12 protein-coding genes and 2 tRNA genes are annotated in these 14,168 nt (G+C 60.5%); 10 read left to right on the top strand and 4 right to left on the bottom strand.

All coding sequences use genetic code 11. The features are described from left to right. The first annotated feature begins 71 nt into the window (after positions 1 to 71). Complete coding sequence (locus AC1D0N_RS22085) at positions 72 to 287, top strand: hypothetical protein (RefSeq protein WP_477247611.1); 216 nt, start codon at positions 72 to 74, stop codon at positions 285 to 287. Between the two features lie 8 nt (positions 288 to 295). On the opposite strand, the gene AC1D0N_RS22080 is transcribed toward AC1D0N_RS22085, so the two are convergent. Further along, positions 296 to 511, bottom strand: a complete 216-nt coding sequence (locus tag AC1D0N_RS22080; RefSeq protein WP_477247609.1) for a Flp family type IVb pilin — start codon at positions 509 to 511, stop codon at positions 296 to 298. Positions 512 to 2,826: 2,315 nt separating this feature from the next. Beyond that, positions 2,827 to 2,901: transfer RNA gene (locus AC1D0N_RS22075), tRNA-Asn, on the bottom strand. 220 nt (positions 2,902 to 3,121) lie between these two features. Here AC1D0N_RS22075 and AC1D0N_RS22070 point away from each other — a divergent pair. After that, on the top strand, positions 3,122 to 3,382 hold the full coding sequence (locus tag AC1D0N_RS22070; RefSeq protein WP_477247608.1) for a hypothetical protein: 261 nt from the start codon (positions 3,122 to 3,124) through the stop codon (positions 3,380 to 3,382). 4 nt (positions 3,383 to 3,386) lie between these two features. Here AC1D0N_RS22070 and AC1D0N_RS22065 read toward each other — a convergent pair whose 3' ends face one another. Beyond that, positions 3,387 to 3,593, bottom strand: a complete 207-nt coding sequence (locus tag AC1D0N_RS22065) for a hypothetical protein (RefSeq protein WP_477247606.1) — start codon at positions 3,591 to 3,593, stop codon at positions 3,387 to 3,389. A 205-nt stretch (positions 3,594 to 3,798) separates the two neighbouring features. Between AC1D0N_RS22065 and AC1D0N_RS22060 the strand changes: the two genes are divergently transcribed. The 7 genes from AC1D0N_RS22060 to AC1D0N_RS22030 all read left to right on the top strand — a co-directional run bounded on the left by AC1D0N_RS22060 (position 3,799) and on the right by AC1D0N_RS22030 (position 12,402). Beyond that, positions 3,799 to 3,872, top strand: a tRNA-Cys gene (locus tag AC1D0N_RS22060). A gap of 92 nt (positions 3,873 to 3,964) precedes the next feature. Next, complete coding sequence (locus AC1D0N_RS22055; RefSeq protein WP_477247604.1) at positions 3,965 to 4,639, top strand: protein-L-isoaspartate O-methyltransferase family protein; 675 nt, start codon at positions 3,965 to 3,967, stop codon at positions 4,637 to 4,639. Between the two features lie 189 nt (positions 4,640 to 4,828). Continuing rightward, positions 4,829 to 6,217, top strand: a complete 1,389-nt coding sequence (locus AC1D0N_RS22050) for a TolC family outer membrane protein (RefSeq protein WP_477247602.1) — start codon at positions 4,829 to 4,831, stop codon at positions 6,215 to 6,217. Positions 6,218 to 6,428: 211 nt separating this feature from the next. After that, positions 6,429 to 7,379 (top strand): PopZ family protein, encoded by a 951-nt coding sequence (locus tag AC1D0N_RS22045; protein ID WP_477247600.1) that lies wholly within the window; start codon positions 6,429 to 6,431, stop codon positions 7,377 to 7,379. A gap of 220 nt (positions 7,380 to 7,599) precedes the next feature. Beyond that, positions 7,600 to 7,887: a zinc ribbon domain-containing protein gene (locus AC1D0N_RS22040; RefSeq protein ID WP_477247598.1), complete on the top strand. Its 288-nt coding sequence runs from the start codon at positions 7,600 to 7,602 to the stop codon at positions 7,885 to 7,887. Positions 7,888 to 8,006: 119 nt separating this feature from the next. Next, the gene (locus AC1D0N_RS22035) at positions 8,007 to 10,790 is read left to right on the top strand and encodes a valine--tRNA ligase (protein ID WP_477247596.1); all 2,784 of its coding nucleotides are present in this window, start codon (positions 8,007 to 8,009) and stop codon (positions 10,788 to 10,790) included. Positions 10,791 to 11,148: 358 nt separating this feature from the next. Next, positions 11,149 to 12,402: an OmpP1/FadL family transporter gene (locus AC1D0N_RS22030; protein WP_477247594.1), complete on the top strand. Its 1,254-nt coding sequence runs from the start codon at positions 11,149 to 11,151 to the stop codon at positions 12,400 to 12,402. Here the strand turns inward: AC1D0N_RS22030 and AC1D0N_RS22025 are convergent. Then, positions 12,365 to 12,883 carry a hypothetical protein gene (locus tag AC1D0N_RS22025; protein WP_477247715.1) on the bottom strand — a complete coding sequence of 173 codons (519 nt, stop codon included), beginning with the start codon at positions 12,881 to 12,883 and terminating at the stop codon, positions 12,365 to 12,367. The two genes, AC1D0N_RS22030 and AC1D0N_RS22025, sit on opposite strands and share 38 nt — an antisense overlap. Between AC1D0N_RS22025 and AC1D0N_RS22020 the strand changes: the two genes are divergently transcribed. After that, positions 12,800 to 14,038 (top strand): OmpP1/FadL family transporter, encoded by a 1,239-nt coding sequence (locus tag AC1D0N_RS22020; RefSeq protein ID WP_477247592.1) that lies wholly within the window; start codon positions 12,800 to 12,802, stop codon positions 14,036 to 14,038. The two genes, AC1D0N_RS22025 and AC1D0N_RS22020, sit on opposite strands and share 84 nt — an antisense overlap. Positions 14,039 to 14,168 lie beyond the last annotated feature (130 nt).

The raw sequence follows: 14,168 nt of genomic DNA, 5'->3' as shown, positions 1-14,168 counted from the left end.
CCTTTAGTCTCAGTTCAACTAGGGCCGAATCGCCGCACCCGAAACTCTGCTCTACCACCGAGGCGATGACGGTGGCGCTGCTGTGGCTGCTGGCGAACCCTGACAGGATCATTCCGAAGATGTCGGCCGGGGAAGAGGCGGCGGATCAGAAGCGCGTCGAGATCGCGCGCAAGGGCGCGAGAACGCCAAGCGCCGGCGGCGGATCAAGGCGGTGGGCGATCACGCGGAAGCATCACTTTGAAAAGGCGAATATTCCGTCGGTCGCCTTTTCGAGGTCGTCCGTCTAAGTGGCTGGTCAGGTCGCAGCCGCGCAAGTTGTGTGCCCGACAAAGCCCTGGCCGTTGAGCGTGGCGCAAAGGCCGGTGAACTGACCGCCGACCCAAGCGCCGATAGCAATGATCACCAGGATCGATGCTGCGGCGATGATGCCGATAAGGATCGAGTACTCGACCATGGCCGCGCCGGTTTCATCGTCGCGGAATTGGTTGGCGATGCCAATTAGAGTGTTCATCAGGCTGCTCCCCTTCACGCTCATTCGGACGCGGGCACAATATGACTCCAGCCGAGGTTGAGAGCAAGGAGAGCAGCGGCGCGGTGTCGTCACTTTTTCCTAGCTAGGAAGACGGCCACGATCGCCGCCAGCTTCAATTTCATCCGTGGCGACATATCGCTCAGCAAAACAAGCGTCTTCCATCCACCAGCCGGCGCATGAGAGACTGACCACCGACGCGCGGTGACGTGCTATAGCGGGCGTCACAGTCTAAGAGCGCAGGGCCGAACTGCAGGGCCAGAACTCCAATGATCGCCGAAATGCCGGTACTTTCGACGGTTATAGCGATTGTTTGCCCGATCGACCTTGCCCACGCCCCTCGCTCCCCTCAGGGAGAATGCTTCCGTTGCGCGAGAGAGTCCAGATATCGTCGAGCGCGGCAGCAAGAGGCACGGAATTTGCGACTCCATCATCATATCAGGGAGAGGAGCCAAATGATGCGTCAAGATGGAACGACAGCGCGAAAAGTGGCAACACGGTACGTGCCAGAATGGCGCTTCAACAAGAGAACGTTTGAGCTTCCGTACCTCATGAAGCTCGGCAACATTGGCCGCCAGGAAGCGCTCGCTTTGATCGCTAGGCATAGTGGGGACAGAGACAAAATCACTGCCGAGCTGTTTTCGCAGAGAGGTCGATCACAATAGCTTTCGCTTCGGCGCTGTAGGGGACAGCGGCTGGCGGAAACGCGCGCAGGCGGGGCGCTACTTTGCCCTGATATGGCGTCGGCCGTTGCCGCTGCTCCCGCGAGACGTGCGGAGAGGCGCCGGCACCAAATCCAAACGGTGATAAGAATTCCTAGCCGCCGGCACCCACCGCCAAGCCCGCTGCCTCACGGTGGCGGGCCCCTTGATCGATGAAGGGAGGGAAATGCAAACCCGGCTCTACACTCTCGCCTACCTTACAAACTCCGCTCCCGTGATCCGGGGAGGAGCCTTGCAATAACTATAGTCACCTAGGTCACTTCCGGCGGACACCTTGGCAGAATTCGCTTCTTCGCGGCACGCGCCTGCCGTCAGGGTGATGTAGTGCGCCCTGATAGCAGACGACTTGCAACTGTTTTCTAGCACGTAACCGCTGCCCCCTAGACCATCGCCCTTTCGGCCGCGTCTCCAAGAGACATATGACGCGGCCGCGTCTGTGCATTTCGCAGCCGATCGTTTTGATTCTCCAGATGGGCTTGCTGCGGCAGTCTGGCAATACGTCTTCACCATGCCCTCACCGATACGAATTAGTTCCTTGGCCTGAGGAGACTCCCTCATTGGTTGCTGGTTATATTTGCTGTTGGCGTAATGAGAATTCCAGCATTGGTTGAAACGATTATTAGACTCTCGATCATTTATCCAATATCGCAAATTCTCTTTCGCCGATGCGCAGTCCTTCACCTGCGGAACATTAGTCGGGCCCATCAGACTGCTACAATTATCACCAGCAGAAGCTGAAAGCGTCCCCATCAAATACATCAATGCTGTCACCAGGAGACGTATCATCTGAGCGCCCTTGTGTTGGAGATCCTGCCCCTGCTGCCATGTTCTCCTTCGCCAGTTCGAAATGCAAGTGAAGGCTCGATCCTGCTTGCCCCGCTTCGATTTGTCGTCAGCCGTCGATCACTGCTGTCACATCCAAGGTCGCACAGACTTACCAATAGTCGCAGGAAATCCCCGGAATAGCGAGCAGAACAGCCGGTGAACGAGTTGCTACGCTTTTGCAACGCAACGCTACGGTATGAGACGGGACAGCCTAGCACGGTAGGCCCGCGCAAGAGGCGCAACCCGTTGACAGACAAGGATTTAATAGTATCGAACAGGAAGGGGAGGGACATCGGCAACCGAATTTCAAGACCGGTGCCTCAATCCTATGAATCCGTTCACTAGAGTAGGAAGCAGACTGCCCGGCAACCGGTAGCCTCCGCGCGAGCGCTTGTGCCAGGCAGCACCGGGAGCGACTACGAAATCCGATCGGAGAGCCACTCTAGCCACGGTCATTTTTGGCAAAACAGACGGAATCAACGCCCAGCGTCCGCCTGTGTTCGCGGGCGTATATTCGATGCACATTCGACCTATCGAGGTAAGGGCACACTAAGTGCTTGAAATTGCTGGTACGCCCAAGGGGGAATCGAACCCCTGTTACCGCCGTGAAAGGGCGCCGGGCGGTGCCTTCCGTCACGCTGATCGCGGCAATCATCAGAACAGGTCCGTAGCGAAACCAGATTTTGTAGATATGCTGTAGATCAGCCGTTTTCCGGCGTTTTTTAGGATCGTCTAAGCCTTTGAAAAGATTGGCTCCCCGGGCCGGATTCGAACCAGCGACCAACCGGTTAACAGCCGGTTGCTCTACCACTGAGCTACCGGGGAACAGAGCTCTCATGTGAGTGGCGCAGCCTATAGCTGCCCTTTTCGGCTTTGCAAAGCAGCATTTCGCATTTTTTCGCGGCTTTTTCGCCCGGCGGTTTCTCGCAATCGTCGACTGCTGCCCTCATATTAGCCGTCTTGGCAGGGGCACGGAACCGAAAAGGCGATTGCAGCCTTACCCGCAGATGACTTTTATTCCTTGGGAAACGGATCAACTTTCGACATGACTGCAGCAGGCGACAACCAGGCACCGGCGCGGAAAATCACGGTGTTCGGCCGTGAGTTCACCATGCCGCGTTCGCGTGGCCTCCGAATCGCGATCGGCGTCGTGCTGGTCTTCTTCGGCATTCTCGGCTTCCTGCCGATCCTGGGCTTCTGGATGATCCCGCTCGGCCTGCTGGTGCTTTCCTACGAGTTCGCCCTGGTGCGCCGCCAGCGGCGCCGGTTCGTCGTATGGTGGGAGCGGCGGCGGCGGCCGAACTGAGAGTTTAGTGGCCCGAGCGCTTTTCCAGGCCCTCGCAGATGTCCTTGAGAACAGCCGCGACTGAAGCCAGGCGCGCGCGATCGTGCGGCGAAAGGCGGCTCGCGCCTTCGATGCTGAGGCGGTCGATGGCGTGACGCGCAAGCTCCTCGCATCGCAGCAGCGCCAATCTGCGCGATGCGGTCGTTTCCCGGTCTGCCACGGCCCGACGCATGGCGACTCCCTCCTGTTTACCTAACGCAAGATTGCGGTTTCGAGTTTCTTAGCAACCGCAGACCATGCCTTGCATGTTTAACAATTGCCTAAAGTGGCGGTCGCGGCCGGCGCGGCGACAATTCGAGACACGGAATGCGCCGTGGCCGCTTGACGGCATTTTCGCCGCAACCTATTGGAACCGGGTGGAACGCCGGGAGCAACGAGGCCTCGTGGCGGAGTGGTTACGCAGAGGACTGCAAATCCTTGCACCCCGGTTCGATTCCGGGCGAGGCCTCCAAATGCCCGAGCTCCCGCGCGTCAGCGCCGGGAGCTTGAAGTTCCGGTCGAAATGAACCGCGGTGTTGGCGCGGCAAGCGGATTGGTTGGGACATGAGCGCTGATTTCTCCGAACGCCGGGTGAAGATGGTCGACGGCCAGGTGCGCACAACCGACGTGACCAACGCGCCACTGCTGGACGCCATGCTTTCGGTGCCGCGCGAGGCCTTTGTCGGCGCCGGCCAACGCGATCTCGCCTATATCGACGAAGACATCCGCATATCCGACGGCGCCGATGGTGGCGGTGCGCGCTACCTGATGGAGGCTTCGCCGCTTGCCAAGCTGCTGCAGCTGGCCGAAATCGACGCCAGCGATTCGGCGCTCGATGTCGGCTGCGGGACCGGTTATTCCACCGCTTTGCTGTCGCGGCTGGCAAGGTCCGTGGTCGGGCTGGAGAGCGACCCGGCGCTGGCGGAAGCCGCCGGAGCGACGCTTTCGGCGCAGGGCTGCGACAACGCAACCGTGGTCACCGGGCCGCTGCCGCAAGGTCATGCCGCCAAGGCGCCCTACAATGTGATTCTCATTGGCGGCAGTGTCGAGGACGTGCCGGCGGCGCTGCTCGACCAACTCGCCGAAGGCGGCCGTCTGGTCGCCGTAGAGGGGCAGGGCAATGCGGGCGTGGCCCGGCTGTTTTTCAAAAACGGGGGGGTTGCAACCGGAAGACGGGCATTTAATGCGGCAATTAAGCCACTACCTGGATTTGAACGTGTTCGCGCGTTCGAATTCTGAGCGATTTTGCCTTGCAGCAAAAGCGCTGTCATGTTCGCTTGCATTTGAACCATCGTTGCTGATTTGCATCACCGGGCATTCCGGGGGCTATCGGCGGGGGAACGATAGATGATAAATGCGCGGCGCCGGCTGATCGTAAGAGAGGCTGGCGTGGCGCAGTTCCCATGCAAAACGAATGAGGGAAATAACGTGCCGTCCTTTCGAAAGAGCCTTTTTACCGCCTTTCTCCTTTCCGCGACCGTGCTTTCGCCGTTGGCTGCTTCCGCGGAAACCATCACCGGCGCGCTTTCAAAGGCCTACCAGTACAATTCGCAGCTGAACTCCGCCCGCGCCGGCGTGCGTGTCACCGACGAAGGCGTGGCCATCGCCAAGTCGGGCTGGCGCCCGACCATCAATGGGTCTGCGTCAATCGACTACTCGAGCAGCCACGTCAACGGCACGAACTCGAGCGCGCGGTTGACCACCGGCAATTTTGGCGTCCAGATCAATCAGACGCTGTTCGACGGATTTCAGACCAGGAACAACGTCGCCGCCGCCGAAGCACGGGTCAGCGCCTCGGTCGAGAGCCTGCGCAACACTGAAGAGAACATCCTGTTCAACGCGGCAAGCGCCTACATGGACGTGATTCGTGACCGGCAGGTGGCTGTGCTGACCGAACAGAACCTGCAGTTCCTGACCGAGCAGGCGCGTGCGGCACGCTCGCGTTTCGAGGTCGGCGAAGGCACGCGCACCGACGTCGCCCAGGCCGACGCCTCGCGTTCGGCCGCGGTGGCGCAGTTGAGCGCCGCCCGTGCCCAGGCACTGGCAAGTGCGGCGACCTACCACCAGATCGTCGGCGATGAGCCGGGCAAGCTCAAAGGCGCTTCGCCACTGGCGAAGCTTTTGCCGAGGAGCCTCGACGCGGCGATCTCGATCGCGGCGGCCGAGCATCCGGCCATCCTCTCCACCCAGCACCTTGTCGACGCGGCGGCGTTTTCAGTGAAGTCGCAAGAGGGTGCCCTGCTGCCGCAGCTTTCCGCCAGTGCCGGCGTTTCCAGCGCCTATCGCAACACCGTTCCCGGCGCCCTGAGCACGCAGGACGGCACGACCAATTCGGCAAGCATCGGGGCGACGCTGACCATACCGATCTATTCGGGCGGCCGCACCGAGGCATTGGTTCGCCAGTCGAAGGAATCGCTTGGCCAGGCCCGGATCGAAGTCGATGTCAGCCGCGACCAGGTGCGTCAGGCCGTGACTTCGGCATGGACGCAATACACCGCCGCGCAAGAGAGCGTCGCGGCCAACCGGCAGGTCATCGCCGCCGCGCAGCTGGCTCTGAACGGCGTCATCGAAGAGCGCAATGTCGGCCAGCGCACCACGCTCGACGTGTTGAACGCCCAGAACGATGTCATCAGCGCCAAGATCAACCTTGCGACGTCCGAGCGCGATGTGGTGGTGGCGAGCTATGCCATCCTTTCGGCCATGGGCCGCCTGTCGGTCGATCGTCTCGCTTTGCAGGTGACGAAGTACAAGCCTGAAGAGCACTACAAGGCAGTCAAGGACAAGTGGACCGGCCTGCGTACGCCGGACGGTCGCTGATCCCAAGCCTGTTCAAATCCTGCCCCGGATTCAAAGTGTTAGAGCGCTGTGCGTCGTGAAGACGCCGGCGCTCTAATCTGTTGAAATCCAACATCTCCCCAGATTGGGGATTCTCCGATGGCGATCCGTCGGTTACCCTGTCGCCATGATTCGTGTCCGGCTTTGCCGAACAGGAAATCTGCAACGGGTCACAAGGGCGGCGGATGTGACGATGGCGACGGCAAGCAGCGCACAGCGCGAACCTTCCATGGAAGAGATACTGGCTTCCATCAGGCGGATCATCGAAGACAGCGACTCTGGCCGCAAGCAGCCGGGTGAAGCAGAGGAATTGCGCCAGGATCTCGAGCCGGCGCCGTCGGCCGGGCCGGCATCGGATGTGGATACATTCCGCAGCGAGCTGCATGCCGAAACCGCTACCAGGAAGCCGGCTACGCTGGCGGAGGTGCAGGCGCAACTGGGCGAGCCGGTGATCGCGCGCATGGAAACACCGGTGCGCTTCGACCTTGCCCCGGCGAAGGCGCCGGAGATGCTTGCCCCCAACACTCCTGCTGCTGCGACCGTTGCCCCCACGACCTTGGCCGAGGTGAGCGCCAGGATCGCCGCCGAGTTCGCCCCGGCAGCAAGCGCAGAGGCGCCCGCGACAGCAAGGGTTGCGGAAACGAGTGACAGCATCGTCACCGATTGGCGGCGCGAGATCGCCGCCGTGGGCGAGCAAAAAACCGTGACCGTGGCCAGGCAGGACAAGGTGGAGACGCCAATGCCCGATGTCGAACCGGAGGTCGAGTTTTTTTCGGAAGAGCTGGCAGCCGAGTCCGCTTTCGAGCCGACGTCTTCGCGCGATGAGCCGACGCCTGCACGCGGCGAGCCGACGCATACGCGCGGCGAGCCGACGCTTCCGCGCGGTGAGTTGGCGCGCCAGGCCGCCGGCGATCCACCGTCCGCACGTGCGGCAATCCTTTCGGAACGCGCTGGCCGGCAGGTTGCTGCGGCCTTCGGCGAGCTTTCCGATGCGTTTGCCAGCCGCAGCAAGAAAACCTTCGACGAGATGGCCGAAGAGATGCTGAGGCCGATGCTGCAGGACTGGCTGGACAACAATCTGCCGACGCTGGTCGAACGGCTGGTGCGCGAGGAAATCGAGCGCGTGGCGCGCGGCGGGCAGTAATTTCGCGGATCAATCGGGGATGAAGAGCGCGGCCTGCGGGCGGCGCTTTTTTGCTTCCGGATTCAACCGCTCTCCGCCGACGTGGCGAAGGCGATCAGGTTGCCTTCAATATCGCTGAAGGTGCGGGCGCTGCGCCTTTTCCTAAGCAATAGGATACTGCTACCGTTGATCGATGGATCGCGAGCGGACCTACAGTTACAGGCTGAGAGCAGAGGTCCCCATGCTCACCGATAAGGAGCATGCAGATGTCGTGCGTGATGCGCATAACACGATAGACGCAGTGATGGCCTATCGCGCCAAAACCGGGGCATCCTTGGAAGAGGCGCGAAAAGCACTGCCCAATCCCTCGGCAGATCGAAAACTCACCGGCTTCAAACTATGGACCGTGTACGACGTCTTCTATGTCCGCCGTTCCGACTACGGCCCCGACTGCCCGGCATGCGGAAAGCCATACCGGACGCCGAGGGCGAAGTTTTGCGCCGAGTGTGGACACGGCCTTCCGTTGTAATGACCAGGACCACGCTTATTTGCCTGTGATGAACCAGGACGGCCCTTGTGGTTGACTTGGCCAAAACCTTCCGATTTACACCGGACCCAACAAACTCCCGACAGTGCGGACCGTTTCCCATGCTCGAAAAAACCTACGACGCCAAAACCGTCGAGCCCAAGATCGCCAAAATCTGGGAAGAGGCCGATGCGTTTCGTGCCGGTGCAGGCGCCGAGGAGGGGGCTGAAGCCTTCACCATCGTCATCCCGCCGCCCAACGTCACCGGCTCGCTGCATATGGGGCACGCGCTCAACAACACGCTGCAGGACATATTGGTGCGCTTCGAGCGCATGCGCGGCAAGAACGTGCTGTGGCAGCCGGGCATGGACCATGCCGGCATCGCCACGCAGATGGTGGTCGAACGCCAGCTGATGGAAAAGCAGATCCATCGCCGCGACCTGACGCGGGAAGAGTTCATCGACAAGGTGTGGGAGTGGAAGGCCGAATCCGGCGGCGCCATCTTCAACCAGCTGAAGCGGCTCGGCGCCTCGGCCGACTGGAGCAGAGAACGCTTCACCATGGACGAGGGCCTGTCCAAGGCAGTGCTCGAAGTCTTCGTGACGCTCTACAAGGAAGGGCTGATCTACAAGGACAAGCGCCTTGTGAACTGGGACCCGAAGCTGTTGACGGCGATCTCCGATCTCGAGGTCGAGCAGCAGGAGGTCAACGGCAATCTCTGGCACTTCCGCTATCCGATCGAGGGCGAGGTCTTCGACCCGGAAAACCCGAAGACGTTCATCACCGTGGCGACGACGCGGCCCGAGACGATGCTGGGCGACACGGCAGTCGCCGTGCACCCGGATGACGAGCGCTTCCGGCGTCTGGTCGGCAAGAACATTGTGCTGCCGATCGTTGGCCGCAAGATCCCAGTGGTGGCGGATGAGTATTCCGATCCGGAAAAAGGCTCGGGCGCGGTCAAGATCACGCCGGCGCACGACTTCAACGACTTCGAGGTCGGCAAGCGCCATAAATTGCCGGCGATCAACATCCTGACCATCGAGGCGGCGGTAAGCCTCAGGGATAATGAGGATTTTCTCGCCGGCCTCGAGGTGACGCCGGAGCGCCAGGCGATCTGGGACGAGCTCAACGGGCTCGACCGTTTCGTTGCGCGCAAGAAGGTCGTCGAGCTGATGGAAGCCGGCGGCTTCCTGGAAAAGGTCGAGCCGCATCGGCATGCCGTGCCGCATGGCGATCGCGGCGGCGTGCCGATCGAGCCGTTCCTGACCGAGCAGTGGTATGCCAACGCGGCGGAACTGGCCAAGCCGGCGATCGCCTCGGTGCGCGAGGGTCGTACCAACTTCGTGCCGAAGAACTGGGAAAAGACCTATTTCGACTGGATGGAGAACATCCAGCCCTGGTGCATCTCGCGCCAGCTGTGGTGGGGTCACCAGATACCGGCCTGGTACGGCCCCGACGGGCGCGTCTTCGTCGAGAAGACCGAGGAAGAGGCGCTGGGCGCCGCGGTTGAATACTATCTGGCCCTGGAAGGGCCGTGGAAAGCCTGGGTCGAGGACAAGCTTGAGAACTTCAAGCCAGGCGAGATCCTGACCCGCGACGAGGATGTGCTCGACACCTGGTTTTCTTCGGCGCTGTGGCCGTTCTCCACGCTGGGCTGGCCCGACCAGACGCCGGAGCTGAAGACCTATTACCAGACCGACGTGCTGGTGACCGGCTTCGACATCATCTTCTTCTGGGTCGCCCGCATGATGATGATGGGCCTGCATTTCATGGATGAGGAGCCGTTTCACACCGTCTATGTCCACGCGCTGGTGCGCGACAAGAACGGGCAGAAGATGTCGAAGTCGAAAGGCAACGTCATCGATCCGCTCGATCTCATCGACGAATACGGCGCCGACGCGCTGCGCTTCACCTTGACGGTGATGGCGGCGCAAGGGCGTGACGTGAAGCTCGATCCGGCGCGCATCGCCGGCTATCGCAACTTTGGCACCAAGCTGTGGAACGCGACGCGTTTTGCCGAGATGAACGAAGTCGCGCGCAACGACGGTTTCTGGCTGAACGATGCCAAGCTGGCGGTCAATCGCTGGATCCTGACCGAGCTGACGCGGGCCGCGCGGGAAATAACCGACGGCATCACCAGCTATCGCTTCAACGAGGCGGCGGGGGCTGCCTACCGCTTTGTCTGGAACCTGTTCTGCGACTGGTACCTGGAACTATTAAAGCCGGTGTTCATGGGCACGGACGAGGCCGCCAAGGCCGAGAGCCGCGCCTGCGTCGCCTTCGTGCTCGACGAGATCTACAAACTGCTGCATCCGATGATGCCGTTCATGACCGAAGAGCTGTGGGCGCAGACCACCGGCGAGGGCAAGGAGCGCCCGTCGCTGCTGTGCCACGCCAGGTGGCCGTCGCCTGATTTCGAGGACGCGGAAGCGGCGGCCGACATCAACTGGCTGGTCGACCTCGTCTCCGGCATCCGCTCGGTGCGCTCGGAAATGAACGTGCCGCCGGCGGCGATCGCGCCGCTGATGGTGATCGGCGCCAACAAGGTGACGCACGAGCGGCTCGAACGTCAGGCGTCGGCGATCAAGCGGCTGGCGCGGGTCGGTGACATTTCGCTGGTCGACGCGGCACCCAAGGGCTCCGCCCAGATCGTGCTCAACGAAGCGACGATTTGCCTGCCGCTCGGCAGTCTGATCGACGTCGCAACGGAGGCGGCTCGGCTGCAGAAGGAACTGGCCAAGGTGACCGAGGAAATCGCGCGCCTGCACAAGAAGCTGTCCAACGAGAAGTTCGTCGCCAGCGCGCCGGCCGAGATCGTGGACGCCGAGCGCGAGAAACTCGCCGAATACAGCGATGCTCAGGAGAAGCTTTCGGTGGCGCTGACCCGGGTGCGGGAGGCCGGCTGAGCGGTCGGATTCGTGAGGCTGGACCTGCCGACGACGACGTCGTTTTGCCTCAAAAACAGGCATTCCGTAGCGTTAATATTGACGTAAACGGAAAGTTTCCGCCCCATTGTTGCCATAATGTAACAATGGGGCCGAATACCGCCAAAAACGCTGTTTTTTGGGCCCTTTCGGCGCGATTTCCTGATTTTTTCTGCTGATTGTCGGCCAGATGGCCATTTTCGCGTGCTACCGCTCTGGTCGGCACTTTGTCGAAAATACGTTCAGCAGAGGCGTACATGTACGCCTATTGAATTCGTTATTGCACCGTTAACCCGAATTGGTTCTAGCTTGGTCCACTAGTATTTCGGGGAGGACAATCATGAACAATTTGCGAATGAAAGCGCTGCTGGGGGCGGGGTGCTTTTCGCTGGCTTTGATCGGGACTGCGCATGCCGGCGGTCTGGAGCGTGGCGGCTACAACATCGATCTTCTGTTCGATCCGGCGCCGGTCGCTGGGGAATTTTCCGGCACCTATGTGATGCCCGAGCGGAAATTGAAGAACGCAGTCGACACATCACCTGCCAATGGCAGTCCGGGGGGCGGCAATGGTAACAGCCTTCCAAATTCGGCTCACGATACGGAAAGCTATTTCGTTCCGCGGATCGGGTTCAAGGCGGCCGTTGGCCAACAGATCGATTGCATGGCGGACTACTCACAGCCTTGGGGTGCGCACACCAACCCCGGAGCTAACTGGGCGGGCGCCAACAGCAACATAGAAACCAAGATCAACAGCGATAACTACGCCGCCACTTGCTCCTACAAAATGGATGTCGGCAAAGGGCAGCTTCGCTTTATCGGCGGTGTTTTTTACCAGGAAGTCGACGGGTTCAAGGAACGCATGGTGCAGTTCCCGCCATTTGCGCTTGGCACCGGTGTCGGTCGTATCGACCTAAAGGGCGATGGAGTCGGCTGGCGTATTGGCGCCGCCTATGAAATTCCGGAAATCGCGCTTCGCGCCAGCTTGGTTTACAACAGTGCTGTCAATCTCGGCGACATCACCGGCAACGTGAATCTCACACAGGTCAATGGAGCCATAGTTCCTGTCGTCGGCACCGCGTCGATGCCAGCGTCCGTTGAATTCAAGGTGCAGTCCGGCGTCGCGCCCGGTTGGCTCGCTTTCGGTTCGGTAAAATGGGTCGATTGGAGCACGCTGCAAATCGTCAATTTCTGCCAGGTCGGAGCCCCAGGCCCCTGTACCTACGGAAACCTTGGCGGCGGCGTCGGTTTCGTAACATCCCTCGATTTGCTGTATCGTGACGGCTGGACTGTGTCCGGTGGTGTCGGCCACAAGTTCAATGACCAATGGAGCGGCGCGGCGACCCTTACTTGGGATCGCGGGACGAGCACGGGACTAGGAACGCAGAGCGACACATGGACGGTGTCGGCCGGTGCAGCCTACACGCCCAGCAAAAACGTCGAGGTCCGTTTCGGTGGCGCGGTTGGCGTCCTGACCAGCGGTTCGTCGGGCGTGGTGCTTGACTCAAGTGGCATTCCACACGGAACCGACGTTTCATACTCGTTCGGCAACGACCTGATCACCGCTCTTTCGGCGTCGGTGAAGGTGAAGTGGTAACCAATTCGAATTGAACGACAAAAAGGCCGGGCATTGCCCGGCCTTTTTGTTTGCCTGGACTTTCCGGTGCCTCAACGGCCGGCGGTATTGAAACAGCCATTTCCGTTGTGTTGATCTTGACGTAAACGGAAGTTTTTGCCCCATTGTTGCCATAATGTAACAAGGACGCCGATTGCCCTGCAAAACCATCATTTTTTAGCCCTTTCAAGCAGTTCTTGCAGATTTTTGCCGATCGATTGCGCTCAGGCGGGTGTTTTTTCGGCCCGAGGGCTTTGGCCGGCCCTCTGTCGAAAAATGCGCGGCCAACGTGTACGTGTACGCCCCACAAATTCGTTGTTGCGCCGTTCAGCCGAATTGGTTCTAGCTTGGTGAATTGGTATTTCGGGGGAAAGAATCCATGCGCAATTTGCGACTGAAGGCACTGCTGGGGGCGGGGTGCTTTTCGCTTGCGATGATCGGCTCGGCCATGCACCCGGCGCATGCCGGCGGTATCGAGCGCGGCGGCTACGACATCGATCTTCTGTTCGACCCGGCGCCCTTCGCCACGGAGGCCGAAGCGACCTTTGTGATGCCGGACCGCAAGCTCAAGAACGCGGTGGATACCGACCCGTCAGATGGAACGTTGACGGGTCTGAGTACGGCCAAAGATAGCGAGAGCTATTGGGTGCCACGCATCGGCGCCAAGGCCCAGATCGTCCAGGGCGTAGACTGCATGGTGGATTATTCCCAGCCGTGGGGGGCGCATACCGCACCCGGTCAGTGGAATGGCGCCCAGTCCAACATGGAAACCGAAATCAAGAGCAACAACTACGCCGCTACCTGCTCCTACAAGATGGATGCCGGCAAGGGCCAAATTCGCTTCATCGGCGGCGTCTTCTATCAGGAAGTTTACGGTTTCAAGGAAAGCCTTGTATCGCCGCTGGTCCCCAATTTCGGCGGCACGGGCCGTGTCGATCTGGACAGCAGCGGCTGGGGCTGGCGGGCCGGCCTTGCTTATGAAATCCCCGAGATCGCCCTGCGCGCCAGCCTCGTTTATAATTCGCAAGTGAAGCTCGACAACATTTCGGGCACGCTCGACCTGACGAATGTCGGCGGGACCGTCATCCCGATCTATGGCGAAGCGTCGATGCCGGATTCGGTGGAATTCAAGCTTCAGTCGGGTATTGCGCCTGGCTGGCTAGCATTCGGCTCAATCAAATGGGTCAACTGGAGCGTGCTGCAGAGCATTCCAATCTGCTCTGTGGCTTCCAAACCTTTGGCTTGCACCACGGTTTCCCCCTTCGGTATCCGGATGACTTCGCTCGACTTGATGTATCGTGACGGCTGGACGGTCACTACCGGCATCGGCCACAAATTCAACGATCGGTGGAGCGCAGCTGGCCAGATTTCGTGGGATCGCGGCACCTCACACGGTTATGGAAGCCAGACCGATACCTGGACCTTGGGCGGTGGCGTTGCCTATTCGCCGAGCCCGAACGTCGAAATTCGTCTGGCCGGCGCGATCGGCGTGCTGACCAGCGGCCATTCCGGGACCCTGACCGATGAGAACGGCTATGTGGCCGGCACCGATGTCAGCTACGACTTCGGCAACGATATGGTCACGGCGATTTCGGGTGGCATCAAGATCAAGTTCTAAGCCTCTGAAAATGCGATCAAAAGGCCGGGCATTGCCCGGCCTTTTTCTTTTGCAGTGGCAGCGTCGTGCCAAGCCGCCAGGCGCCTGCTTTGCAAATCCCCAGCACAACCGTCGCCTCTTACGATTGTGA

The sequence above is a fragment of the Mesorhizobium sp. P2_E10 genome (assembly GCF_056404235.1).
Note: the sequence above shows the minus strand (reverse complement) of the source record. Positions and strands in the feature narration are given on the sequence as shown.

Excerpts from the sequence above, each read along its gene's own strand:
- AC1D0N_RS22025 (WP_477247715.1), bottom strand. The coding sequence starts at position 12,883 with ATGCGCCGGGTGCATGGCCGAGCCGATCATCGCAAGCGAAAAGCACCC.
- AC1D0N_RS22045 (WP_477247600.1), top strand. The coding sequence starts at position 6,429 with ATGGCGACGGCAAGCAGCGCACAGCGCGAACCTTCCATGGAAGAGATA.
- AC1D0N_RS22020 (WP_477247592.1), top strand. The coding sequence starts at position 12,800 with ATGCGCAATTTGCGACTGAAGGCACTGCTGGGGGCGGGGTGCTTTTCG.
- AC1D0N_RS22065 (WP_477247606.1), bottom strand. The coding sequence starts at position 3,593 with ATGCGTCGGGCCGTGGCAGACCGGGAAACGACCGCATCGCGCAGATTG.
- AC1D0N_RS22070 (WP_477247608.1), top strand. The coding sequence starts at position 3,122 with ATGACTGCAGCAGGCGACAACCAGGCACCGGCGCGGAAAATCACGGTG.
- AC1D0N_RS22035 (WP_477247596.1), top strand. The coding sequence starts at position 8,007 with ATGCTCGAAAAAACCTACGACGCCAAAACCGTCGAGCCCAAGATCGCC.
- AC1D0N_RS22055 (WP_477247604.1), top strand. The coding sequence starts at position 3,965 with ATGAGCGCTGATTTCTCCGAACGCCGGGTGAAGATGGTCGACGGCCAG.
- AC1D0N_RS22040 (WP_477247598.1), top strand. The coding sequence starts at position 7,600 with ATGCTCACCGATAAGGAGCATGCAGATGTCGTGCGTGATGCGCATAAC.
- AC1D0N_RS22030 (WP_477247594.1), top strand. The coding sequence starts at position 11,149 with ATGAACAATTTGCGAATGAAAGCGCTGCTGGGGGCGGGGTGCTTTTCG.
- AC1D0N_RS22080 (WP_477247609.1), bottom strand. The coding sequence starts at position 511 with ATGAACACTCTAATTGGCATCGCCAACCAATTCCGCGACGATGAAACC.